This window comes from Stenotrophomonas sp. Iso1 (genome assembly GCF_027497995.1).
Lineage (GTDB): Bacteria > Pseudomonadota > Gammaproteobacteria > Xanthomonadales > Xanthomonadaceae > Stenotrophomonas.
Window position 1 is genome coordinate 112708 of sequence record NZ_JAODBT010000005.1, and the last position, 22762, is coordinate 135469.

General features: G+C 63.6%; 25 protein-coding genes. 15 read left to right on the forward strand and 10 right to left on the reverse strand.

What is annotated here, in order from left to right:
• Nucleotides 1-36 precede the first annotated feature (36 nt).
• From PAN08_RS17240 to PAN08_RS17260, 5 genes are all read right to left on the reverse strand, one after another.
• On the reverse strand, nt 37-543 hold the full coding sequence (locus PAN08_RS17240) for a Na+/H+ antiporter subunit E (protein WP_269792751.1): 507 nt from the start codon (nt 541-543) through the stop codon (nt 37-39).
• On the reverse strand, nt 540-2081 hold the full coding sequence (locus PAN08_RS17245; RefSeq protein WP_269792752.1) for a monovalent cation/H+ antiporter subunit D: 1542 nt from the start codon (nt 2079-2081) through the stop codon (nt 540-542). Before PAN08_RS17245 ends, PAN08_RS17240 begins: the two co-directional genes overlap by 4 nt.
• On the reverse strand, nt 2078-2467 hold the full coding sequence (locus PAN08_RS17250; RefSeq protein WP_269792753.1) for a Na+/H+ antiporter subunit C: 390 nt from the start codon (nt 2465-2467) through the stop codon (nt 2078-2080). The genes PAN08_RS17245 and PAN08_RS17250 overlap by 4 nt, the downstream gene beginning before the upstream one ends.
• Nucleotides 2467-5295, reverse strand: coding sequence for a monovalent cation/H+ antiporter subunit A (locus PAN08_RS17255; RefSeq protein WP_269792754.1), 2829 nt, complete (start codon nt 5293-5295; stop codon nt 2467-2469). Before PAN08_RS17255 ends, PAN08_RS17250 begins: the two co-directional genes overlap by 1 nt.
• Nucleotides 5296-5381: 86 nt before the next feature.
• Nucleotides 5382-6314, reverse strand: a complete 933-nt coding sequence (locus tag PAN08_RS17260; protein ID WP_269792755.1) for a universal stress protein — start codon at nt 6312-6314, stop codon at nt 5382-5384.
• Nucleotides 6315-6385: 71 nt separating this feature from the next.
• Here PAN08_RS17260 and PAN08_RS17265 point away from each other — a divergent pair, with 71 nt between their 5' ends.
• The gene (locus tag PAN08_RS17265) at nt 6386-7288 is read left to right on the forward strand and encodes an NAD-dependent epimerase/dehydratase family protein (protein WP_269792756.1); all 903 of its coding nucleotides are present in this window, start codon (nt 6386-6388) and stop codon (nt 7286-7288) included.
• Between the two features lie 220 nt (nt 7289-7508).
• Here the strand turns inward: PAN08_RS17265 and PAN08_RS17270 are convergent, their stop codons facing one another.
• Together PAN08_RS17270 and PAN08_RS17275 are read right to left on the reverse strand one after the other, a co-directional pair.
• Nucleotides 7509-7988 (reverse strand): Mpo1-like protein, encoded by a 480-nt coding sequence (locus PAN08_RS17270; RefSeq protein WP_269792757.1) that lies wholly within the window; start codon nt 7986-7988, stop codon nt 7509-7511.
• Between the two features lie 97 nt (nt 7989-8085).
• Nucleotides 8086-9012 carry a phosphoribosylaminoimidazolesuccinocarboxamide synthase gene (locus tag PAN08_RS17275; protein ID WP_269792758.1) on the reverse strand — a complete coding sequence of 309 codons (927 nt, stop codon included), beginning with the start codon at nt 9010-9012 and terminating at the stop codon, nt 8086-8088.
• Between the two features lie 148 nt (nt 9013-9160).
• Between PAN08_RS17275 and PAN08_RS17280 the strand changes: the two genes are divergently transcribed.
• From PAN08_RS17280 to PAN08_RS17335, 12 genes are all read left to right on the forward strand, one after another.
• Entirely contained in the window at nt 9161-9490 is a 330-nt protein-coding gene (locus tag PAN08_RS17280) for a DnaJ domain-containing protein (protein WP_269792759.1), read from the forward strand.
• A 10-nt stretch (nt 9491-9500) separates the two neighbouring features.
• Nucleotides 9501-10175 carry a ribulose-phosphate 3-epimerase gene (gene rpe, locus PAN08_RS17285; protein WP_269792760.1) on the forward strand — a complete coding sequence of 225 codons (675 nt, stop codon included), beginning with the start codon at nt 9501-9503 and terminating at the stop codon, nt 10173-10175.
• A gap of 3 nt (nt 10176-10178) precedes the next feature.
• A complete protein-coding gene (locus PAN08_RS17290) occupies nt 10179-10667 on the forward strand; it encodes a GNAT family N-acetyltransferase (RefSeq protein WP_269792761.1) in 489 nt (162 codons plus the stop codon).
• A gap of 329 nt (nt 10668-10996) precedes the next feature.
• Nucleotides 10997-11926, forward strand: coding sequence for a lipid kinase YegS (gene yegS / locus PAN08_RS17295; protein ID WP_269792762.1), 930 nt, complete (start codon nt 10997-10999; stop codon nt 11924-11926).
• Nucleotides 11927-12109: 183 nt separating this feature from the next.
• Nucleotides 12110-13600 carry an anthranilate synthase component I gene (gene trpE / locus PAN08_RS17300; RefSeq protein WP_269792763.1) on the forward strand — a complete coding sequence of 497 codons (1491 nt, stop codon included), beginning with the start codon at nt 12110-12112 and terminating at the stop codon, nt 13598-13600.
• A gap of 67 nt (nt 13601-13667) precedes the next feature.
• Complete coding sequence (locus PAN08_RS17305) at nt 13668-14462, forward strand: SIMPL domain-containing protein (RefSeq protein WP_269792764.1); 795 nt, start codon at nt 13668-13670, stop codon at nt 14460-14462.
• A gap of 3 nt (nt 14463-14465) precedes the next feature.
• Complete coding sequence (locus tag PAN08_RS17310) at nt 14466-15050, forward strand: aminodeoxychorismate/anthranilate synthase component II (protein WP_269792765.1); 585 nt, start codon at nt 14466-14468, stop codon at nt 15048-15050.
• Nucleotides 15044-15697, forward strand: a complete 654-nt coding sequence (locus tag PAN08_RS17315; RefSeq protein ID WP_269792766.1) for a LysE family translocator — start codon at nt 15044-15046, stop codon at nt 15695-15697. Before PAN08_RS17310 ends, PAN08_RS17315 begins: the two co-directional genes overlap by 7 nt.
• Nucleotides 15694-16206, forward strand: coding sequence for a DUF1543 domain-containing protein (locus PAN08_RS17320; RefSeq protein WP_269792767.1), 513 nt, complete (start codon nt 15694-15696; stop codon nt 16204-16206). Before PAN08_RS17315 ends, PAN08_RS17320 begins: the two co-directional genes overlap by 4 nt.
• Nucleotides 16207-16221: 15 nt before the next feature.
• Nucleotides 16222-17259: an anthranilate phosphoribosyltransferase gene (gene trpD / locus PAN08_RS17325; RefSeq protein WP_269792768.1), complete on the forward strand. Its 1038-nt coding sequence runs from the start codon at nt 16222-16224 to the stop codon at nt 17257-17259.
• A 55-nt stretch (nt 17260-17314) separates the two neighbouring features.
• Entirely contained in the window at nt 17315-18109 is a 795-nt protein-coding gene (trpC, locus tag PAN08_RS17330; RefSeq protein ID WP_269792769.1) for an indole-3-glycerol phosphate synthase TrpC, read from the forward strand.
• Nucleotides 18106-18825: an HAD-IB family phosphatase gene (locus PAN08_RS17335; protein ID WP_269792770.1), complete on the forward strand. Its 720-nt coding sequence runs from the start codon at nt 18106-18108 to the stop codon at nt 18823-18825. Before trpC ends, PAN08_RS17335 begins: the two co-directional genes overlap by 4 nt.
• A 122-nt stretch (nt 18826-18947) precedes the next feature.
• Here the strand turns inward: PAN08_RS17335 and PAN08_RS17340 are convergent, their stop codons facing one another.
• Nucleotides 18948-19709, reverse strand: coding sequence for a sulfite exporter TauE/SafE family protein (locus tag PAN08_RS17340; RefSeq protein WP_269792771.1), 762 nt, complete (start codon nt 19707-19709; stop codon nt 18948-18950).
• Between the two features lie 162 nt (nt 19710-19871).
• A complete protein-coding gene (gene crp, locus PAN08_RS17345) occupies nt 19872-20561 on the reverse strand; it encodes a cAMP-activated global transcriptional regulator CRP (protein ID WP_057631588.1) in 690 nt (229 codons plus the stop codon).
• A 152-nt stretch (nt 20562-20713) separates the two neighbouring features.
• Here crp and speD point away from each other — a divergent pair, with 152 nt between their 5' ends.
• A complete protein-coding gene (gene speD / locus PAN08_RS17350; RefSeq protein WP_057506052.1) occupies nt 20714-21508 on the forward strand; it encodes an adenosylmethionine decarboxylase in 795 nt (264 codons plus the stop codon).
• A 146-nt stretch (nt 21509-21654) separates the two neighbouring features.
• The gene (sugE, locus tag PAN08_RS17355) at nt 21655-21969 is read left to right on the forward strand and encodes a quaternary ammonium compound efflux SMR transporter SugE (protein WP_269792772.1); all 315 of its coding nucleotides are present in this window, start codon (nt 21655-21657) and stop codon (nt 21967-21969) included.
• A gap of 145 nt (nt 21970-22114) precedes the next feature.
• On the opposite strand, the gene coq7 is transcribed toward sugE, so the two are convergent.
• On the reverse strand, nt 22115-22759 hold the full coding sequence (gene coq7 / locus PAN08_RS17360) for a 2-polyprenyl-3-methyl-6-methoxy-1,4-benzoquinone monooxygenase (RefSeq protein WP_269792773.1): 645 nt from the start codon (nt 22757-22759) through the stop codon (nt 22115-22117).
• Nucleotides 22760-22762: the final 3 nt, after the last annotated feature.

A 22762-nucleotide genomic window follows, 5' to 3' on the forward strand; every position in this document is an offset into this window, starting at 1 on the left:
ACACCACTACGGTGGTTTCAAAAATCTCGTATCCGTTCACGGGAAAATCTCCATCAGCGGCGCTTCGTAGCGGGCCTTGATCTCGGCAATCAGGCTGTCGGCGTCCTCAAGGTGCAGCACGTGCACCAGCAGGTGGCGACGGTCCTCGGACAGGGCGGCCGATACCGTGCCCGGCGTCAGGGTAATGAAACTGGTCAGCGCGGCGATGCCGTGGATGTTGTCGATATCCAGCGGCACCCAGACGAAGCCGGGCTTGAGTTTGCGTTCTGGGCCGAGCACCTGCATGGCCACGCGGATGTTGGACAGCAGAATGTCCCACAGCACCACGAACAACAATTTTGGTACGGGACGCAAAGTGCCGAGACTGGCGAACTCACGGTCCAGCCGCGTCGCAAACAGCGGGATCACCAAGCCCAGCAGCAGGCCCAGAACGAACTGGCCCAGGTCGAAGCTGGAGGACATCACCATCCAGAACAGCACCACGGTGATGGACAGGGCTGGCGACGGGAACAGCCGGCGCAGCAGAGGGCGGCGTGTACTCATGGCTGCCTCACCTGTGGCGTGGTGGCGCGAATGTCATTGACGTACTGCTCTGGCGCCAACAGCTGTGCGGCGATGGCATCGGTCTGGCGCATCAGGGGTGCGGCGAACACGGTCATCGCCACCACATAAGCCAGCAGCAGGCTGGCAGCGGCGGTTTCAAACGGGCGCGCGGGGGCTTCGATGGAAGGCTCCGGCACAGCGTCTTCGTCCCCGGGCACATGCCAGAACAAGCGGATGCCGGTGCGCGCCAGGCCCATGATCACCAGCAGGCTGCTGCCCAGCACAGCGGCCCAGACCACGCCGACCTGCGCGTCCGGTATCGCCGACAACAACGCCACCTTGGCCAGGAAACCGGCCAGCGGTGGCAAGCCGGCCACGGCCACGGCGGCTACCAGGAACAACAGGCCCGGCACGGTCTTGCCCGGCAGCACGGTGAGCTCACCATCGCGGCGCTCACCGGCGCGAATGCGGCGGCGGCGGATCAGGTCGGCGACCAGGAACATCGCCGCTGCGGTGAAGGTGCTGTGCGGCAGGTAGAACAGGCCTGCCGATAGGGTGCCGGCATTGCCGAGCGCGAAGGCGATGAACAACGTCGCTGCCGAGACCACCACCAGATACGCCACCAGTACGCTCATGCGGGTAGCAGCCAGAGCGCCCAGCGCTGCGACGACCAGCGTGGCAACGCCGGCCCACAGCAACCAGTCGGCACCGTAGCCGCTCATTGCACCGGCCGCAGCGCCGAACCACAACGTGCTCACCCGCAACACCGCGTACAGGCCCACCTTGGTCATGATCACGAACAGCGCAGCGACCGCCGCCGGCGCACGTGCATAGGATTCGGGCAGCCACAGGTACAACGGCAGCAGTGCGGCCTTGGAGCAGAACACCAGGAACAACAGCCCCAGCGCAGCCTTGGCCAGCTTCAGGTGCGACGGCGGCAATTCGGCGATGCGTTGGCTGATCTCGGCCATGTTCAACGAACCGAGCGTGGCGTAGAGCATGCCCAGCGCGATCAGAAACAGCGTCGAGGCGGCGATGTTGAACACCACATAGTGCAGGCCGATGCGCATGCGCAGGCCACGGCCACCGGACAACAGCAGGCCGTAGGAGGCGATCAGCAGCACTTCGAAGAACACGAACAGGTTGAAGATATCGCCGGTCAGGAACGCACCATTGAGGCCGACCAGCTGGAACTGGAACAACGCATGGAAGTGCGGCGCACGTCGGTCCCAGCCGGTGCAGGCATAGAGCAGGCAGGCGATGGCCAGCAGCGTCGTGGTGCCGAGCATCCAGCCGGCCAGGCGGTCGGCCACCAAGGCGATACCCAGGCGCGCCGGCCAATCACCGAGCAGATAAGCCGAAATATGGCCTTCGTTGGTCTGCGCGAACAGCAGCGCCACCACCACCGACAACGCGGCCATGCTCAACCACGCCACGCTGCGCTGCACCTTGGGCCCGTAGCGGCGGTGCTCGATGAACAGTGACAACGAGGCGCCGAGCAGCGGAATCAAAATGGGCAGGATCACCAGATGATTCATGCGCCGGCTCCCGGCTTGGCATCCGCATCCATCGGTGAGGCAGCCAGCTCAGGCTCATGTGCATCCACATGGTCGCTGTGGTTGTCGCTGCGGCTGCGCATGGCCAGCACGATGCTCACCGCAGTCATCGCGAAGGCGATGACGATGGCGGTCAGCACCAGGGCCTGCGGCAACGGGTCGGTGTAGTGCGCCAGGCTGGTGGCCACGCCGTCCTTGAGCACCGGCGCCTTGCCGATCACCGGCCGGCCGGCGCTGAAGATCAGCAGGTTGGTGGCGTAGGACAAAAAGGTCATACCGAGGATCACATCGAAGCTGCGCGCACGCAGCATCAGGTAGATGCCGATGCCAGCCAGTACGCCAATGGCGCTTGCCAGGGCCAGTTCCATCAGTGCATCTCCCCGGTGCGTGCCGAACGGCGGTTGATATCGATTTCGCCATGACGGGCGTTGCGGGTGCGGGAGGGCTTGATCGTGCCCATCATCGACAGGATCAGCATCACCCCGCCAAACACCACCAGGTACACGCCAGTATCAAACCCAATGGCGCTGGCCAGCGGCACGGTGCCGATCAGCGGCAGCTCCAGATCGAGGTGGCCGCTGGTGAGGAACGGCACGCCGAACAGCAGCGACGCAGCGCCACTGAGCAGGGCGATCAGCAGGCCCAGGCCGATGCAGCGGATGTAATCGAAGCCGAACCGCGACTCGACCGAAGCCGTGCCCTGGATCACGTACTGGATCAGCAGCGGCACCGCCAGCACCAGGCCGGCGACGAAGCCGCCACCGGGCGCGTTGTGGCCGCGCAGGAACAGGAAGATGGAGACGGTCAACGTCAGCGGGAACATGATCTGGGCCAGATCGGCCGGCACCGGCAGCTTGATCGGCGGGCCCGGCATGATCTGTTCCGGCGCCATCCGCGAGCGCCGCAGCAACGCATGCACGACCAGTGCGGCGATGCCGAACACGGTGATCTCGCCGAAGGTATCGAAGCCACGGAAGTCGACCAGAATCACGTTCACCACGTTGTGGCCGTAAGCCTCCGGCAGCGAGCGCACCAGCAGCTCGCCGGCCATGGTGTTGGGCGGCAGGGTCATCAGCGAATACGCCAGCGCAGCAAGACCGCCGCCGGCAACGATGGCAATCAACGCATCACGGCGTTTGCGCCAGCGCGAATGCTCGGGAGGTGACTGCGCGGGCAGGTAGTTCATGGCCAGCAGCATCAACGCCAGCGTCACCATCTCCACCATCAACTGGGTCAGGGCAAGATCCGGCGCGGACAGGAACACGAAAGTCAGCGCCACCATCAAGCCGGTGCCGCCCATCACGATCACCGCCAGCAGGCGCTGCTGGAACAGGAACAAGCCGCCAAACGCGCAGGCCAGCATCACCAGCCACAAGCTCCAGCCCAGCAGCGGGATCGGCTGCGGTGCCGGCCAGGCGGGCATCGCCGGGTTGGCGATGAACGGTGCCGCAGCCACGATCACGGCCACCAGCACCAGCGCCATCAACATGCGTTGCAGGCTGCCATTGGCCAGCGCAGTGGTAAGGCGATGGGCAAAGCCGAACAGCAGATCCAGACAGCGATGGAATAGATGCTTGCCCAGCGGCCGGTTGTGCACGGCGTACAGGTCGATGAAGCGACGCAGGCCGAAATACAGCGCAATGCCGCCGACCACGCCAATGGCACTCATCGCCAGCGGCAGGTTGAAGCCATGCCATACCGACAGGCTGTACGCCGGCATCGACGCGCCAAGGATCGAGCCAGCCGCCGCATGCAACACCGGGGCAACGGTCAACGCCGGCGCGATGCCGACGGCCAGGCAGACCACCACCAGTACTTCCACCGGCACCTTCATCCAGCGCGGCGGCTCATGCGGCACCACGTCCAGACCCACCGGGCCCTTGCCGAAGAACGTGTCATGGACGAAACGCAGGCTGTAGGCCACGCCGAGGACGCCGGCCAGCAATGCGGCAATGCTCACCGCGGTACGCATCCAATCCGGGCCACCGGTGGCCAAAGCCTCGGCGAACAGCATTTCCTTGGACAGGAAGCCATTGAGCAGCGGAATGCCGGCCATCGCCAGCGAGGCGACGATGGCCAGGGTGCTGGTGATCGGCATCAGGCGTCGCAGGCCGCCGAGCCGGCGCATGTCACGGGTGCCGGTCTCGTGGTCGATGATGCCGGCGGCCATGAACAACGAGGCTTTGAACGTGGCGTGGTTGAGGATATGGAACACGCCGGCCACCACCGCCATCGGCGTGGACAGGCCAAACAACAGGGTGATCAAACCCAGGTGCGAAATAGTCGAGTACGCCAGCAGGCCTTTGAGGTCGTGCTGGAAGATCGCATTCCACGCGCCAATCAACAGCGTGATCGCGCCGATGCCGCTGACCACGTAGAAGAACAGCTCGGTGCCAGCCAATGCCGGATGCAGGCGTGCGAGCAGGAACACGCCAGCTTTCACCATGGTGGCCGAGTGCAGGTAGGCCGACACCGGCGTCGGCGCGGCCATCGCATGCGGCAACCAGAAGTGGAACGGGAACTGCGCGCTCTTGGTAAAGATGCCAGCCAGCACCAGCAGCAAGGCCCACGGATACAGCGGGCTATTGCGGATCAGCTCGCCCGATGCCAGCACCATATCCAGGTCGAAACTGCCGACGATGCGGCCGATCAACAGCACGCCGGCAAGCAATGCCAGGCCACCGCCACCGGTGACAATCAAGGCCATGCGTGCGCCTTCGCGCGCGTCCTTGCGGTGCGACCAGAAGCCGATCAGCAGGAACGAGCTGATGCTGGTCAGTTCCCAGAACACCATCAACAGCAGCAGGTTGCCGGACAGCACCATGCCCAGCATCGCGCCCATGAACAGCAGCAGGTAGCTATAGAAGCGGCGCGCGCTGTCCCGTAGCGAGAGGTAGTAGTGTGCGTACAGCACCACCAGCGCACCGATGCCCAGCACCAGCCCGGCAAACATCCAGGCCAGCCCGTCCAGGCGCAGGCTGAAATCCAGGCCGATCTGCGGTAGCCATTGCCAGCTGTTGCGAATCACCTCGCCGTCCAGGATTGCCGGTGTCAGGCTGCCCAGGATGGCCACCCCCAGCACCGGTGCGGCGCCGGCCAGGCACGCCGCTGCGGCCCGGGACAGGCGGCCATTCAGAGCGATGACCGCCGCCAACAGGAAAGGCAACGCGAGGAGCAGCAACAGGACTGGCGTCATGCGGGAACGCAGGTGACAAGCGGGTCTTGGAGTCTAACAGGCGCTTTTTTAGCCTCGAAACCTTTTTATGAACAGGCCGTTCGGGTTCAAGGCGGGGAGTCAACCACCTCAGTGGCTGCCGCTGTTGAACGCGCATCGCGCACCAGCAACGTGTCGGTTTCCAATGCCTCAACCAGCTGGCGTGCCACGCTGCCGATGAGCAGATTGAACAGTGCGCCGCGCCCGTGCGTGGCCACCACGACCAGTTCCGTACCGGCAGCCTGAGCATGTTCGCTGACGACCCCGGCCGGGTCGCCGGGCTCGATCACCTTGTGCACATGGGCCTGACCGAGCAGCGGCCGCAACTCGGCCAGCAGCGCCTGCGCCTGTTCGCGGGCATCGGCGCGGGCGTGGCTCTGCATTGCCTCACGGTCGCCGGAGAACAGCAGGCTGCCCGAGGATTCCAGCGCATGCACCAGCGACAACTGCAACGGCGTACCGAACAACGTCAGTGCCTGATGGGTCGCGTAGCGAACGCTTTCGGAGAAGTCGCAGGCCACGGCAAGGTTGCGGTAGGGCCCGCGCTCGCGGTCATGCACGATCAGCACCGGCAGCAACGAATGCCGTGTCAGCCACAACACGGTGGAGCCGAGCATCGGCAGCTCGAACAACGGGTCACTGGAAATGCCGGTGATGATCAGCCCACAGCTTTCCTCAGCGGCCAGCTGCAACACGGTACGGCCGATATGGCCGTGGCCGATCCGCACATCCACCGCCAATCCCTCGGCCTGCCCATCGAGCAGACGCTGCAAGCGGCGTTCGGCGAGCTGTCGCGCGCGCAGGTCATCCAGCGGTGGCGCTGACGACAGCAGGTTGGAGGAAATCTCGCCGGCGACCCTGTCTGGCAGCACGGTCGCGACGACCAGCCGCGCGTTCCATTGGCGCGCCAGTTGCACCGCGCGGGCCAGGGCACGATCACAACGCGCACTCAGGTCGGTGGCGAGCAGCAGAGAGGTGGGCGTGGCAATGGGAAGCGTCATGATGTCCTCGTAGTTGGCTTTCGGAGTCTACCCACAGCGCGGACTGCACTTCATCTTCTATCCTATGCGGCATGGAAGAGTACGTACGAAATCAGCAAGAGCCTCTGCGGGCGTTGGTGTTTGGCGGCAGCGGGCAGATCGGTGAGCGGTTGTTGACCAATCTGCATGGCGCCGGTTGGCAGGTCACTGCGGTCTCCCGGCATGCGCAGCAATCGGGCCCCGGGCTGGAGTGGATTACTGGCGATCTTTCGGGCGCCTGGCAGGACGCAGCGAGTTTCGATGCGATTTTCAGCTGCGGGCCGCTGGACCATTTCGCCCGTTGGTTTGCCGACAACGCGGTCAATGCGCCGCGGGTGGTTGCGTTCGGTTCGACCAGCGTGGATGTGAAACAGGATTCCATCGAGCCGGCCGAGCGTGATGTCGCACGGCGGCTGCGCGAGGCCGAAGCCAGCCTTTTCGCCACGTCGCGTGAACGCGGTGTGGCCGCCACGGTGCTGCGCCCGACGCTGGTCTATGGTGCTGGCCGCGACAAGACGCTCACCGCCATCGCGGCCATGGCCCGACGCAGCGGCGTTTTCGTGTTGCCGTCATCGGCCAATGGTCTGCGCCAGCCGGTACATGTGCAGGACCTGGCCGATGCGGCTGTGCAGGTGCTGTCCTCGCCGGCAACGGCGGGGCAGGCTTACGCATTGGGCGGCGGCGAGGTGTTGGGGTACAGCGAGATGGTGCGGCGAGTGCTTGCCGCGCTGCAGCCACCGTCACGTCTGCTGCGTGTGCCTGCCCCCTTGTTTCGTCTGGCGCTGCGTGGCGCACATGCAGCGGGCCGACTGCGCGGCATGAACGCGGCAGCGCTGGCACGCATGCAGGAACCGCTGGCGTTCGACATCGAACCAGCACGCCGGGATTTCGGCTATGCGCCGCGCCCGTTTCTGATCGAGGCGAGCATGGTTACTGCGCCCGGAAGCACGCCATAGCTGTTTCCGCGTGCTGGACAAGAGGTCGATTGCGGCGCGGGGGAAGTGCCGTGCGCCGGGGAACGCAGCATGATTGGGGCGACGTTGCTGGCGCCGCAGCGTCGTGGAATTACGTGGTGCTGCCACTGGGCCGAACACGCGGCCTCATCGCGCTGCGAAACGCCCCTCTCCGCAACCCCGGATACCCCGCACTTACCCGGGTTATGACGCTACGCGCAGCTCAATAGTGCCAACCAAACTGCCGGAACAACTTGGCCAGTACCCAGATCGGTCCGATCAACAAATAGGTCAGGTCAGTGAGGAAGCTGGGGCGGCGGCCTTCGATCTTGTGGCCGACGAACTGTGCGACCCATGCCAGCACGAACACGCCGATGCCGATGCGCAGCAGCATGGAAATACCGAGGCGATCTTCCAGCAACCGGCAGACGCAGCCGCTGACGAAGAACAGAATCAGCATGCCGATACCCAGCGGGCGCGATAGGCGGTTGTAGTAGGCCCAGGTGCCGAACATCGCCAGTGCGGCCCAAATGCCGTGCTGGAACCACGGCAGCAGTGGTGGAATGCACCACAGCAGGGCAATTACGGACCAAAGAATGGCCGGTACCGCGACGACGTGGATGGCCTGGTTGGTGCTGTTGCGGTGATCGCCGGAATAACTCGCGAAATAGCGGTCGACCGGTCGCGCGGTGCTCATATCCATGGTCCCCTCCCGGGTTGGCTGACAGAGCATAGCGCGGCTTCCCTACGGACGCGCACGGTGGCCCGGGCGCGTCCGTCAGGGGTAGAGCGAGCAGGCTTCAGTCGACGCTGATGCCGGCCAGCTTTTCCAGCGCCTCGGCGTATTTGGCACGGGTGCGCTCGATCACTTCCGACGGCAGCTCCGGGCCTGGGGCGGTCTTGTCCCAGTCCAGTGTTTCCAGGTAATCCCGGATGAACTGCTTGTCGTAGCTCGGCGGGCTGATGCCTACCTGGTACTCGTCGGCCGGCCAGTAACGCGAGGAATCCGGCGTCAGCATCTCGTCCATGATGTACAGACGGCCATCGGCGTCGGTGCCGAACTCGAACTTGGTGTCGGCCAGCAGGATGCCGCGCTCGGCCGCGTATTCGGCGGCGAACTTGTAGATGCGCAGCGTTGCATCGCGGACCTTCTCGGCCAAGTCCGCGCCGACTGTCTTGACCATCGCGTCGAAGTCGATGTTCTCGTCGTGGTCGCCAACCGCTGCCTTGGTGGACGGGGTGAAGATCGCTTCCGGCAGCTTTTCGGCCTGCTGCAGGTTGTTGGGCAGCGGGATGCCGCTGACCTTGCCGGTGCGCTGGTAATCCTTCCAGCCGCTACCAATCAGGTAGCCGCGGGCGATGGCTTCCACCGGAACCGGCTTGAGCTTCTTGGTCACTACCGCACGCTTGGCATACAGCGCCGGGTCCACGCCTTCAGGCAGCACGCTGGCTACCTCGATGCCGGTGAGGTGGTTGGGCATCAGGTGCGCGGTCTTGGCGAACCAGAAATTGGACACTTGGCACAGCATCTCGCCCTTGCCGGGGATCGGGTCGGGCAGTACGACGTCGAACGCCGACAGGCGGTCGGTGGCCACAATCAGCAGGTACTCGCCAGGAGGAGTGCCGGCAGGCAGACGTTCGCGCGGGATATCGAACACATCACGCACCTTGCCGCGGTGGCGCAAGGGCAGGCCGGGAAGATCGGATTGCAACAGCGTGGTTGGCACGGGCACTCCTGGGACTTGGCTGTGAAGCCGCCGGCGTGGAGGACCCGTGGGGCCCGCGGCTGGTCGGCGGGCGGCCTAGTGTAAAGCCGGATTGGGCCGCTGTGGCATAAAATGCAAGGCCCTCCTGCCCAGACCCATTCACCTGCCCATGCGCTGGTACGGAAAATTACTTGGTTTTATCGCCGGAGCCCTGCTTTTCAGGCCGAATCCGCTATTTGGTGCGGTCATCGGCCTGCTCCTGGGGCACGCCTTCGACAACGACTGGTTCCGCCTGGGCAAGGACCTGCCTTACCGCGAGCTGGGGGTTACCCGCGACGCCACCGACGCGGAAATCGATCTGGCCTACCGCCGCCTGATGTCCCAGTACCACCCCGACAAAGTGGCTGGCGCCGCGCCCGAGCTGCGCGACCAGGCCGAAAAGAAGGCCCGGCAGATCAACGCCGCCTACGACCGCATCAAAACTCTGCGCAAACGCTGAAGGCCCTGCCATGTCCAACTGCATCATCGCCCCGTCCATCCTGTCGGCCAATTTCGCCAAGCTGGGCGAAGAGGTGGACAACGTCCTCGCTGCCGGCGCCGACTGGGTCCATTTCGATGTGATGGACAACCATTACGTGCCCAACCTGACCATCGGCCCGATGGTCTGCCAGGCGCTGCGCAAACACGGCGTAACCGCGCCGATCGACGTGCACCTGATGGTCGAACCGGTGGACCGCATCGTGCCCGACTTTGCCGAGGCTGGCGCCAGCATTATCAGCTTCCATCCGGAAGCCAGCCGCCACGTTCACCGCACGATCCAGCTGATCAAGTCGCACGGCTGCAAGGCCGGCCTGGTGCTGAACCCGGGCACCCCGGTAGAAGTGCTGGACTGGGTGCTGGAAGACCTGGACCTGGTGCTGCTGATGTCGGTGAATCCGGGCTTCGGTGGCCAGGCTTTCATTCCCTCCACGCTGGACAAGCTGCGCGCGGTGCGGTCGATGATCGACAAACTCGGCAAGCCGATCACGCTGGAAGTGGACGGCGGCGTGAAGGCCGACAACATCGGTGCGATCGCTGCCGCCGGTGCCGATGCCTTCGTTGCCGGCTCGGCTATTTTCAATACGCCCGACTACGCCGGCGTGATCGCGCAGATGCGCGGCAACGTCGCCGCGGCGCGGGGCTGAGCCGTGACCCCGTCGGGCCTCCACATTCGTCCTGCCAGCGGCGATGACGCACGTCTGATCCTGCAGTTCATTCGCGAGCTGGCCATCTACGAAAAGGCTGAATCCTCGGTGCAGACCGACGAGGCGGGCATTCGTGCCAGCTTGTTCGGAGCCGACGCAAAGGCACAGGCGCTGGTCTGCGAACGTGATGGCCGGGCAATTGGTTATGCGGTGTATTTCTACAATTACTCGACGTGGTTGGGCCGCAACGGCATCTACCTTGAAGACCTGTACGTGAGCCCGGAACATCGCGGCAGTGGCGCCGGCAAGGCGCTGCTGCAGCACATCGCAAAACTGGCGGTGGCGCAGGGCTGCGGCCGCTTTGAATGGTCAGTGCTGGACTGGAATACGCCGGCCATCGAGTTCTATCGCGCCGCAGGTGCGTTGCCGCAGGACGAGTGGACCGTGTATCGCCTGCAGGGAGATGCGTTACGCCGCTTTGCCGAGGGCTGAGCGACGCGTGCTGCCACATCCGGCAGTTGAGTGAGGACAAGTTGCAGACCAGATGTGGCAGGAATTTCATTCCAGCCAGCATCGCCTGCAACTTCCTGTTTTGCCGAAGCGCGCAACCGTGCGGGAACGTTTCCCGCCCGTTTCAACAGTAAAAAAAAGCCGCAGTGTTGCCACTGCGGCTGGGGAATCTATTCGGAGGCTGATCCTGCCTCCATCCGTCGTCCTTGCTATGGCCTTCAATTCTGCGGACGCACGGTGACAACCCTATGACATTCATCTAGGTACAGCGGCGGGCTTGCTAGGCTTCGCGACCTTATCTGGAGAACGGCATGCAAGCAGCCCCTTGGTTCCTCGTCCTCAATGGCAAATCCGCAGGCGATGAGGCCGTGCGCGACGCCGTTGCACAGCTGCGCGGCCAGGGCCAGCCGTTGCAGGTGCGGGTGACCTGGGAAGCCGGCGATGCCGAGCGTTATGTCCTCGAAGCCATCGCCGCACTTGCGCCGGTGGTGATTGCCGGTGGCGGCGACGGGACCTTGAGCGAAGTTGCCGAAGCCATGGCCCATACCGGCCTGGATGCCACGCAGTTACCGGAGCTGGCCCTGCTGCCCTTGGGTACAGCCAATGATTTCGCCACGGCAGCGGGAATCTCCGATGAGCCACTGGCCGCACTCCAACTACCTGCCCAGACGCCTGCGCGCACGATTGACCTGCTGCGCATCGACGGCGACGGCACTGTGCATTGGTGCGCCAATCTGGCCAGCGGCGGCTTCGGCACCGAGGTCACGGTAGAAACCCATGATGGCCTGAAGAAAATGCTCGGCGGCCTGGCGTATGTCATCACCGGCATTTCCCGACTGGGACGGATCGAGCCGATTCGCGCGCGCATTCATGGTGAAGGCTTCCAGTGGGAAGGTGGCTTCATTGCCTTGGGCATTGGTAACGGTCGCCAGGCGGGCGGCGGGCAGGTGCTGTGCCCGGACGCGCTGCTCGATGATGGCCTGCTGGACCTGACCATCGTTCCCGAGCTGTCCGGCGAGGTGATGCCAACCCTCAGCACCTTGTTCAGCGAAGGCAAGCATGCTGCGCTGGAGCAGGTGGCTGAACGCGTCCACCTGCGTGAGCTGTGGATCGAGGCCGAACAACTGATGACCCTGAATCTGGACGGGGAGCCACTGCAGGCACGCCATTTCCATATCCAGTGCGTGGCGGCGCGGGTGCGGATGCATCTGCCACTGGAAACGCCGCTGCTTAGCGGCTGAATCGTTGCTGCTGCAAGCATTTGCCCATGTTGCAGATGCACATCAATGCAATCTTGCGGTAGAGTTGCGCGGTGCCCAATTTGACGACCAAGCGTTCCCTTTCTTCCGCTCGCCGCTGGTGGCGATGGTGGCCCGTTGCCGTCGTCCATACCGCCACCGTCGTTTCCCGGAAGGAAAGCCGTCTTGATCACGCAAGAGCAGTTCCAGCAGCTGGCCGCTGAAGGCCACAACGCACACCCGCATAATTTTGTACCCGTCGTCCGTGAAGTGCTGTCCGATCTGGACACGCCGCTTTCGGTGTACCTCAAGCTCGCCGACGGCCCTTATACCTATCTGTTCGAATCGGTCGAAGGCGGTGAACGCTTCGGGCGCTATTCGATCATTGGCCTGCCTGCGCGCCGCATCTACAGCTTCCGTGGACACACGCTGGAAGTCAGCGAGCTGGGCGAAGTGGTCGAGCGCCGTGAAGTAGCCGATCCGCTGGCCGAAGTGGAAGTGTTGCGCACCCGCTATTCGGTGCCGCAGCTGGAGGGCCTGCCGGGCTTCACCGGCGGCCTGGTCGGCTGGTTCGGTTTTGAGTGCATCCAGTACATCGAGCCGCACCTGGGCGCAGGCGAAAAGCCTGACGAACTCGGGACGCCGGACATCCTGTTGATGCTCTCTGAAGAGCTGGCGGTGTTCGACAATCTCAAGGGCCGCCTCTACCTGATCGTGCATGCTGATCCCTCGCAGCCGCAGGCCTGGGCGCGCGCGAACCGCCGTCTGGACGAACTCGCGCATCGCCTGCGTCAGGCCGGTGCCGGTTACCCGCAGGCGCAGGTGTCCGATGCCATCGACGAGCAGGATTTCAAGTCGTCTTTCACGCGCGAGGAATACCACGACGTGGTGCGCAAGGCGCAGGAATACGTGCGTGCCGGCGACATCTTCCAAGTGGTGCCGAGCCAGCGCCTGCGCGTGCCGTTCCGCGCACGCCCGATTGACGTTTATCGCGCGCTGCGTGCGTTGAATCCGTCGCCTTACATGTATTTCATCGATGTCGGTGGCACTCAGGTGGTGGGTTCATCACCAGAGATCCTCGCGCGTCTGCGTGATGGTGTGGTCACCGTGCGCCCCATCGCGGGCACTCGCCCGCGCGGTGCAACACCGGAGCTGGACAAGGCATTGGAAGTCGAGCTGCTGGCTGACCCGAAGGAGCGCGCCGAACACGTGATGCTGATCGACCTCGGCCGCAACGATGTCGGCCGCGTGGCCGAGCCGGGCACGGTCAAGGTGGGTGAGCAGTTCGTGATTGAACGCTACAGCCACGTCATGCACATCGTCAGCGAAGTCACTGGCACGTTGAAAGCCGGGCTGAGTTACAGCGATGTACTGCGTGCCACGTTCCCGGCCGGCACCGTCAGCGGCGCGCCGAAGATCCGCGCGCTGGAAATCATTCGCGAGCTGGAGCCGGTCAAGCGCAATGTCTATTCCGGCGCGGTCGGTTACATCGGCTGGCATGGCGATGCCGACACCGCCATTGCGATCCGCACCGCCGTGATCCAGGACGGTTACCTGTACGTGCAGGCCGGCGGCGGCGTGGTGTATGACTCCGACCCGGATGCCGAATGGCAGGAAACCATGAACAAGGGCCGCGCGCTGTTCCGTGCGGTGGCGCAGGCCGCGAAGGGCCTGTAAATCTGGCGTCAACGCCAGTTTTTTTCGACGTACCTGCTGTTTCTCTCACCATGATAAGGAGTGCCGCATGAAGTTGTCCCACATGTTGCTGTGGTCATCGTTGCTGATTGCCGTTGTTCCGCAGGCGTGGGCGCAGGCCAACTCCATTCCGTCACAGCCGCATCTGCTGGTGAAGGGTGATGCCAGCCGCAAGGTGATGCCGGACCGCTTCGTGGTGAAGATCGCGCTGGAGTCGGTGGATATGCAGACCGACATCGCCCGGCGCAAGGTCCAGGCCAATGCGGAGCGGACCATGGCATTGTTCGCCAAGCACGGCGCCATCGCCGAGACGGTGCGCATGGACAACCTGAGCATCGCGCCATCCACGCGTTACAAGGACGATGAGGATGTGTTTGAAGGCACTGCCGTCAGCCGCGATCTGGAGGGCGCGTTCGAGAAGCCGGAGCAGTTGCAGGCCTTTCTTGGCGAGCTGAACGCCAGCAAGGAGGTTCAGGTGCGGACTGCTGCGCCGATCTATTCGGGTGAGTCGCGTCTGCGAGCTGAACTCAAGGCCGAGGCGGCTGCGCAGACGCGCGCATCGGCCAAGGGGCTCGCGGATGCCTATGGGGCGAAGATCATCGGCCTCTATACGATTTCCGACGTCGCCCCTAGTTTTGCTTACGGTGTACAGGCCGGTAGCTGGCCGAATGCAAACAGGGCGGACTCCTTCCTTAGGGAAAGCGATTCGCTGGACCGGGTGCAGGTTAGCGGTAATCGCAATTTTGGTTATGCAGCACCAGCGCCAGGTGAGCAGCTGATAGCCGGCGCGATCACCTACACCGAAAACGTCTACGCCATATTTCTGATTAGCGATGGAAACTGAATCATGCTGTTGATGATCGACAACTACGACAGCTTCACCTTCAACCTCGTGCAGTACCTGCAGATGCTGGGCGCCGAGGTGAAGGTGGTGCGCAACGATGCAATGAGCGTCGACGAGATTGCTGCGCTCAAGCCTTCGCATATCGTGGTTTCGCCCGGCCCGAAGACGCCGAACGAAGCCGGTGTGTCGTTGGAAGTCATCCGCCAACTGGGCCCGACGATCCCACTGTTCGGCGTGTGCCTCGGCCACCAGAGTATTGGTCAGGTATACGGCGGTGACGTGATCCGCGCCAGCAACATCATGCATGGCAAAACCTCGCCGATCCGGCATGAAGGCAAGGGTGTTTTCGCCGGGTTGCCGGACCGCTACGACGCCACCCGCTATCACTCGTTGGTGGTGGACAAGGCCACCTTGCCGGCCGAACTTGAAATCACCGCATGGACTGAAAATCCCGATGGTTCGATGGAAGAAATCATGGGCCTGCGCCACCGCCAGCATCCGGTGGAGGGCGTGCAGTTTCATCCCGAATCCATCCTCACGCAGCACGGCTACGCGCTGATGAAGAACTTCCTGGAGCGGACGTGCTGATCGAGCCGTCGCAATTGCTGTTGTTCATGCTTGCCGGCTGGGTGCTGAACCTGACGCCCGGGCCAGACGTGCTGTACATCATCAGCCGCTCGTTGCGGGGCGGGCGTCGCGCTGGCGTTGCCGCAGTTGCCGGCATCAGCGCCGGCTGTCTGGTGCATGTTGCATTGGCTTCGCTGGGGCTGGGTATGTTGCTGGCCACGTCGGCGACGCTGTTCACCGCGATCAAGTGGATCGGCGCGGCTTACCTGTTGTGGGTGGGCGTGCGCCTGCTGCGCAATCCTGGCGTGCCGGCCGCGTTGCAGGACGGTGTTGATGCCGCCAACAGCCCGGCCGGAACGGGTTGGCAGGTATTTGCCGGTGGCTTCCTGACCAACGTGTTGAACCCGAAAGTGGTGTTGTTCTTTCTCGCCTTCCTGCCGCAGTTCATTGCGCCGTCGGTGCAGAACAAGGCGCTGGCGTTCGCGCTGCTGGGTATCGTATTCACCATCAATGCCTTGCCGGTCAATGCGATCTACGTGTTGCTGGCTGATCGCATGCGCAGCAGCCGGTGGGCCGCACGCGGCATGCAATGGCTCGATCGTGTCGCCGGTGTGTTGTTCATCGGTTTCGGCCTGCGTCTGGCGCTGACCGCGAGGGCGGTGCCATGAGTCATGCTGATCTGCGTCTGTTCGTGGTGATGCTTGGTGGTCGCCACGCGCGTGCCAATACCGAAGTGCACGACGTGGTGTTCGCGGTGGCGCCCAGCATCGAACAGACCTACGCGCAGCTGCGCCAGCAGTGGTTTGGTGAAGCGGCGGGGTTGCACCTGGATTCGTGGATGACCGTTGATGGCGTCGAGCAGTGGCAGGTGCGTATGTCCGATGCCGTACCGGCGGACGGTTCGCCCACGCTGTATTTCGTCAACCTTGGCGGTTACGTGCCCGGTGCGTTCGGCGAAGACCACCGCTATCTGCTGGTGGTCGCCGACGATGCTGTCGAGGCCAAGCGCAAGGCGCTGCAGCAGGCACAGGCGGAGTGGGTCAAGCCGCACCGTGATGCGCTGCTGGAGGTGGACAGTTGTCTGCCTCTCGGCCCCATCGGCGGCTTACATGTGCAACTGATCCCCGGTACGCACGCTGGCGTCAGCAGCCAGAGCGACTACATCGTTATTTCCTGAGTTATCGGAGTTGTCATGACCATCACCGCGCAGGAAGCCCTGCAACGCACCATCGAACACCGCGAAATCTTCTTCGACGAGATGGTCGATCTGATGCGGCAGATCATGCGTGGCGAAGTCTCGCCGACCATGACTGCTGCCATCCTCACCGGCCTGCGGGTGAAGAAGGAAACCGTTGGTGAGATCGCTGGTGCGGCCACGGTGATGCGCGAGTTTGCATTGCCGGTTGCCGTTGCCGACAAGACGCATCTGGTTGATATCGTCGGTACCGGTGGCGATGGCTCGCATACCTTCAACATCTCTACCTGCTCGATGTTCGTGGTGGCCGCGGCGGGTGCCAAGGTGGCCAAGCACGGCAACCGCAGTGTGTCGTCGAAGTCCGGCAGTGCCGATGCGGTGGAAGCGCTGGGTGCGGCGATCGAATTGAACCCGACGCAGGTGGCGCAGGTCATCGAGCAGACGGGGATTGGCTTCATGTTCGCGCCGATGCATCACCCGGCAATGAAGGTGGTGGCCCCTGTGCGTCGCGAAATGGGCGTGCGCACCATCTTCAACATCCTTGGCCCGCTGACCAACCCAGTTGGTGCCACCAACATCCTGATGGGCGTGTTCCACCCGGACCTGGTCGGCATCCAGGCGCGCGTGCTGCGTGAGCTGGGCGCCGAGCGTGCGCTGGTGGTGTGGGGCCGCGACAACATGGATGAGATATCGCTCGGCGCCGGCACCCTGGTGGGTGAGCTGCGCGACGGCAAGGTGCGTGAGTACGAAATCCATCCGGAGGATTTCGGCATTGCCATGTCCGCCAGCCGCAACCTCAAAGTCGCCAACCCGGAAGAGTCCATCGCCATGCTGCGCGGCGTGCTCGACAATGTGCCGGGCCCGGCAAACGATATCGTCGCGCTCAACGCCGGTGCCGCGCTGTACGTTGCAGGTGTTGCCGACAGCATCGCAGACGGCCTGGTACGCGCCCGCGCGGTCATCGCCGACGGCAGCGCCCGTGCCCGCATGGAGCAGTACGTCGTCGCCAGCCGTGCGCTGGCGGCGGCCGTTTAGCCGTTCACTCCCGATCACCCGCGCCCGCAACGCCCGTCTTCCAGGAAGCAGAACCATGAGTGACATCCTCAACGCCATCCTCGCTCGCAAGTCGCAGGAGGTGGCCGAGCGCAGCGCCCGCGTGCCGTTGGCCGAGCTGAAGGCGCGCGTGGCCGATGCCTCGCCGGTGCGCGGCTTTGCCAATGCACTGCAGGCGGCCATCGCCAATGGCGACCCGGCGGTGATCGCCGAGATCAAGAAGGCCAGTCCGTCCAAAGGCGTGATCCGCCCGGACTTCCGTCCGGCCGAGATTGCGGTGAGCTACGAATTCGGCGGCGCCAGCTGCCTGTCGGTGCTGACCGATGTGGATTTCTTCCAGGGCGCCGACGCCTATCTGCAGGAAGCTCGCGAGGCGTGCACGCTGCCGGTGCTGCGCAAGGATTTCGTCATCGACCCGTACCAGGTGGTCGAGGCGCGCGTGCTGGGTGCGGACTGCGTCCTGCTGATCGTCTCGGCGCTGGACGACCGCCAACTGGCCGAACTGTCTGACCTGGCCATGCAGCTGGGCATGGACGTGCTGGTGGAAGTGCACGACATCGACGAGCTGGAGCGCGCCATCCAGGTGCCGGTGCCGCTGGTGGGCATCAACAACCGCAATCTGCGCACCTTCGAGGTCTCGCTGGACACCACGTTGGCGATGAAGGACGCGGTGCCGCGAGACCGCCTGCTGGTCACCGAAAGCGGCATTCTCGGCCCGGCCGACGTCAAGGTCATGCGCGACGCCGGGGTCAATGCGTTCCTGGTGGGTGAGGCTTTCATGCGCGTGGAAGAGCCAGGCGAGGGTCTGCGTCAGCTATTCTTTACTGCATGACCAATTCTTACCCCGTTCCCCGGGACGACGCGCAGCTGGTCGTCTTCGATTTCGACCACACCCTGTACGACGGCGATTCGGGCAGTCACCTGTTCGCTTGGTTGATCAAGCGCAATCCCCTGCGGATATTGGCGGCGCTGCTCATCACCCCGTTGTTCGGGCCGCTGGTGGCGATGTTGCCCACCCGCCGTTTCGGTATTTCCGGCTACGTGTGGATCGCCACTTTCGGCCTGCATAAGGCACGTGAGTTCAACAGCATCATCGACCAGTACGTGCTCAGGCACGAGTCGGAAATCCGCAGCAAGCTGTTGCCGCATGCGTTGGATGTGTTCGCCGCGCATCGCAAGGCCGGCGACCGGGTGGTCGTGGCTACCGGCGCACCGCCGGAACTGGCCCGTGCCATCCTGGCTTTTGTCGCCCACCAAGGCGTGCCGGTGATTGGCAGTGAAGTCGGCCCGCGTCTGGGTGCGGTGGGCGCCACCCGTCACTGCCACAACGAAGAGAAAATGCGCATGTTGCGCGAGCGGGGCTATGGCGACATTGCCATCGCCTATTCCGACAGTACCGCCGACCTGCCGTTGCTCAAGGCGGCCAAGGCGCCGGTGGTGGTCAACCCCAAACGCTCACGCGTGGAGTACTTCGGCAAAGTCCTGCCGGCCGGCACGCCGATCCTCAACTGGGGCTGCGTCGACCGCGGCGGCAATCCGCTGCCCTGACACAAAACAGGAAGATCCCGGCTTCTCTTCTCCCGCATGCGGGAGAAGGCGCCCGGAGGGCGGATGAGGGGGGCGTTTGACGTTTGCCTGATTACCGCAGGAACCAACGCAAGCCCCCGCGCTCACCCCGCGCGCAACTTCAGCAGCGCAGTGCCGATCTGGAACACGCTGATCGACAGCACCAGCACGCCCACCGCGATCAGCACCCAGCGCTCCTTAACGCGCTTGACCAGTAGTGCCGCCACTGGCGCGGCCATCATGCCGCCGACCAGCAGGCCGGCGACGATGGACAGGTGCTGCAGGCCCATCGAAAGCAGAAACGTGGCTGAAATCGACAGCGTCACCACGAACTCGGCCGCATTGACCGAGCCAATGGTGGTCCGTGCCTGGCCACCACGGGCCAACAGAGTGGAGGTCGCCACCGGCCCCCAGCCGCCGCCACCACTGGCGTCCAGCAAGCCGGCAAAGAAGCCCAGCAGCGGCACCCGCTTCACTTCCTGCCGTGAGGCGAACCGGCCTGCAGCGCGGGCGAGGATGAAGATCGCCAGCACGAACAGATACAGATAGATGAAAGGCCGCACGACGTCGCCCGGCAACTGGGTCAGCGCATAAGCGCCTATCGCGCCGCCTATCGCGCCGGGAATGGCCAGGCGAAGGAACAAGCGTTTGTCGACATTGCCAGCCACCAGGTGAGATACGCCCGACGCGCCGGTAGTGAACACCTCAGCGGTATGGATGCTGGCGCTGACCGCCGCGGGCGGCAGGCCCATGCTGAGCAGCACCGAGGACGAAATGAGCCCGAACGCCATCCCCAGTGCGCCATCCACCAGCTGCGCACCCAAGCCGATCAGGATGAACCAGTAAAATTCATTGCCAAATTCCATGCGCGCAGCCTGCGGGCAGGGCGCAGCGGGGTCAAGGCGGCCCCCCCGAACCGGCCAAGTGTGATGACCAAAGCCGCAATGCGGCAGGGTTTCCGCTATACCCCGGTACAGCGGGCTGCCGCTTGCAGCTTCAACCCTCCGGGGAATCGCCGTGCGCTTGAATCAGCGCGTTCCGTACAGAACCACGGTCTTGCCGCGGGCATGCAGGATGCCGTCCACCTGCAGCTTCTTCAGCACACGGCCGGCCATTTCGCGCGAACAACCCACCAAGCGGGCGATTTCCTGGCGGGAAACGCGCAACTGGGTGCCCTGCGGGTGGCTCATCGACTCCGGCTCTTTGGCCAGGTCATGCAGGGTGCGGATGATGCGGTCGGTCACGTCCAGGAAGGCCAGGCGGCTGGCCTTGCGGCTGGTGTGCAGCAGGCGCCGGGAAATCTGGGAGCCGATGGCGTACAGCAGCTTCGGAGCGTCTACCGACAGCGGCCCCAGGAACAGCTGGTGCAGCCGCTCGTAGCTGATTTCGGCCAGCTCACACGGCGTCCGGGTGCGCAGGATGACTTCACGTTTTTCAGACTCGATGAACAGGCCCATTTCGCCGACGAACTCGCCAGAACCGAAGTAGCCCAGCACAAGTTCGCGGTCGTCATCTTCCTCGGCGATGATGCTGACCGAGCCGCTGATCACGTAATACATGGTCCCGGCGGGGTCGCCAGGGCGAAACACGTCCGTCCGGGCGGGGTAGCGCCGGCGGTGGCTGTGGGCCAGAAAGCGGTCGATGGTGGCTATATCCAGAGCCAGCGGACTGGAGGCGAGTCGCACGTTGGACACTGTGTTGGCGTTCCCTGAGCTCATGATGGCGTTCACATAAAGAATGAACTTGCTTAACGGGCAAGCTTAACGAGACCAATCATAAGCGGCAAACCCGGTTGACGGGGGACACGTTTCACAGGGGGACACTTTGCCCCATACTTCCCCCTTTCCCACCATCTACAGGATCGACCGCCGTGGTCAAGCCGTTGCCTCGCCTGAGGTTGCAAGGATTCAACAACCTCACCAAGGCCTTGAGCTTCAACATCTATGACGTCTGCTATGCGCGTACAGAAGAAGAGCGCCAGCGTTATATCGAGTACATCGACGAAGAGTACAACGCCGATCGTCTCACGCAGATTCTCACTGATGTGGCCGAGATCATCGGCGCCAACATCCTGAACATCGCGCGTCAGGACTACGATCCTCAAGGTGCGTCGGTCACAATTCTCATTTCCGAGGAGCCGGTGATCGACAAGAAGGCTGCGGGCAAGGAGTTGATCTCCGACGCCGTGGTCGCCCACATGGACAAGTCGCACATCACGGTGCACACCTACCCGGAGACCCATCCCCAGGAAGGTATCGCAACGTTCCGTGCCGACATCGACGTGGCCACCTGTGGCGTCATCTCGCCGCTGAAAGCGCTGAACTACCTGATCGAGAGTCTGGAATCGGACATCGTGATCATGGACTACCGCGTGCGTGGTTTTACTCGTGATGTGAAGGGCAAAAAGCATTACATCGATCACAAGATCAACTCGATCCAGAACTTCCTGGCCAAGAACATCAAGTCGCGTTACGAGATGTTCGACGTCAACGTCTATCAGGAAAATATCTTCCACACGAAGATGCACCTGAAAGACTTCGACCTGGACCAGTACCTGTTTGAAGAGAAGGCAAAGAACCTTTCCTTCAAGGAGCGTATGAAGATCGAAGCACTGCTGCGCCGTGAGATTGAAGAGCTGTTCCACGGCCGCAACCTGGCCGAGTAAGCATCAACACGGCGGCGGGCCTGGCCCGCTGTCGTGACAACAGGCGGGACGGCCCGCCCTGCACGCAATGCAGACGTTTGCCGACGGCGGCCCGGTGGAGACATCGGGCTGCCGTCTTTTTTTTGGGTTGTAGAGGACGTACGGCAATGCCTTGGATCTACCTGCTGCTGGCAGGCCTGTTTGAAATTGGTTTCGCGTTGGGCCTGAAGTACAGCGAGGGTTTCACCCGCTTGTGGCCCAGCGTGATCACGGTGGTGTTTGCTGCCATCAGCTTGTGGCTGCTGACCCAGGCGCTGCGCACCATCCCGGTGGGCACCGGCTATGCGGTGTGGACCGGCATCGGCGCAGTTGGCGTGGCAATGGCTGGGGTGTTCCTGTTCGGCGACAGCGCTTCATGGCCGCGACTTCTGTGCATCGGCCTGATCGTGGCCGGTGTCATGGGCTTGAAGTTCGTCAGCTGATTGCGCAATGCGGGCTCGGCACAGGCATTCACCAGCAAGGCCTTAACCGGAATGCAGGAGCCGTGCTCGGTCGGTGCTTCACCGGTAACGCTTAAGCGGAGCATGGCTCCGCGCTACGGTGTTCCCGTGCCGGGGTGTCTTCCTGTCAGATTCGATAGGCGATGGTCTTCATCGCTTTGGATGCCAGTGCCATCACCGATGGAATCGGGAAGGGCAGCTTGCGTGCGCCCGCATGTTCGGCGTGATCGGCATGGCGGGCTTCGTCGATCTTCATCACCTTGAGGATCTCGCGGCTGCGTTGGTCGGCGGGCGGAAGGGTTTCCAGGTGTTCGTCCAGATGGGCCTCCACCTGGCGCTCGGTCTCCACCACAAAGCCGAGGTTCCAGCCATCACCGCGCAGTCCTGCCAGCGTGCCGATGGTGTAACTGCCGGCGTACCACAGCGGATTGAACAGGCTGGGACGGCTGCCCAGCTCGCGCAGACGGTCGGCGCACCAGCTCAGGTGGTCGGTTTCCTCTTGTGCGGCCGCCAGCAGATGCTCTCGGGTGGCGGGGTCGCGAGCGACGGCCGCCTGGCCGAAGTACAAGCCCTGCGCGCAGACTTCGCCCACATGATTGATGCGCATCAGCCCGGCGGCATGTTGTGTTTCCGCAGGATCCAGAACCACTTCCGGCGTGTCACCGGCCGGATTGGGGCGGGCTGCTGCGGGATTGCCGAAGACCGTGTCCAGCGCGCGCTGCGCTTCGGTGAGCAGGTGGTCCAGTGGGGTCTGTACGCGTGCGATGGTCATGGC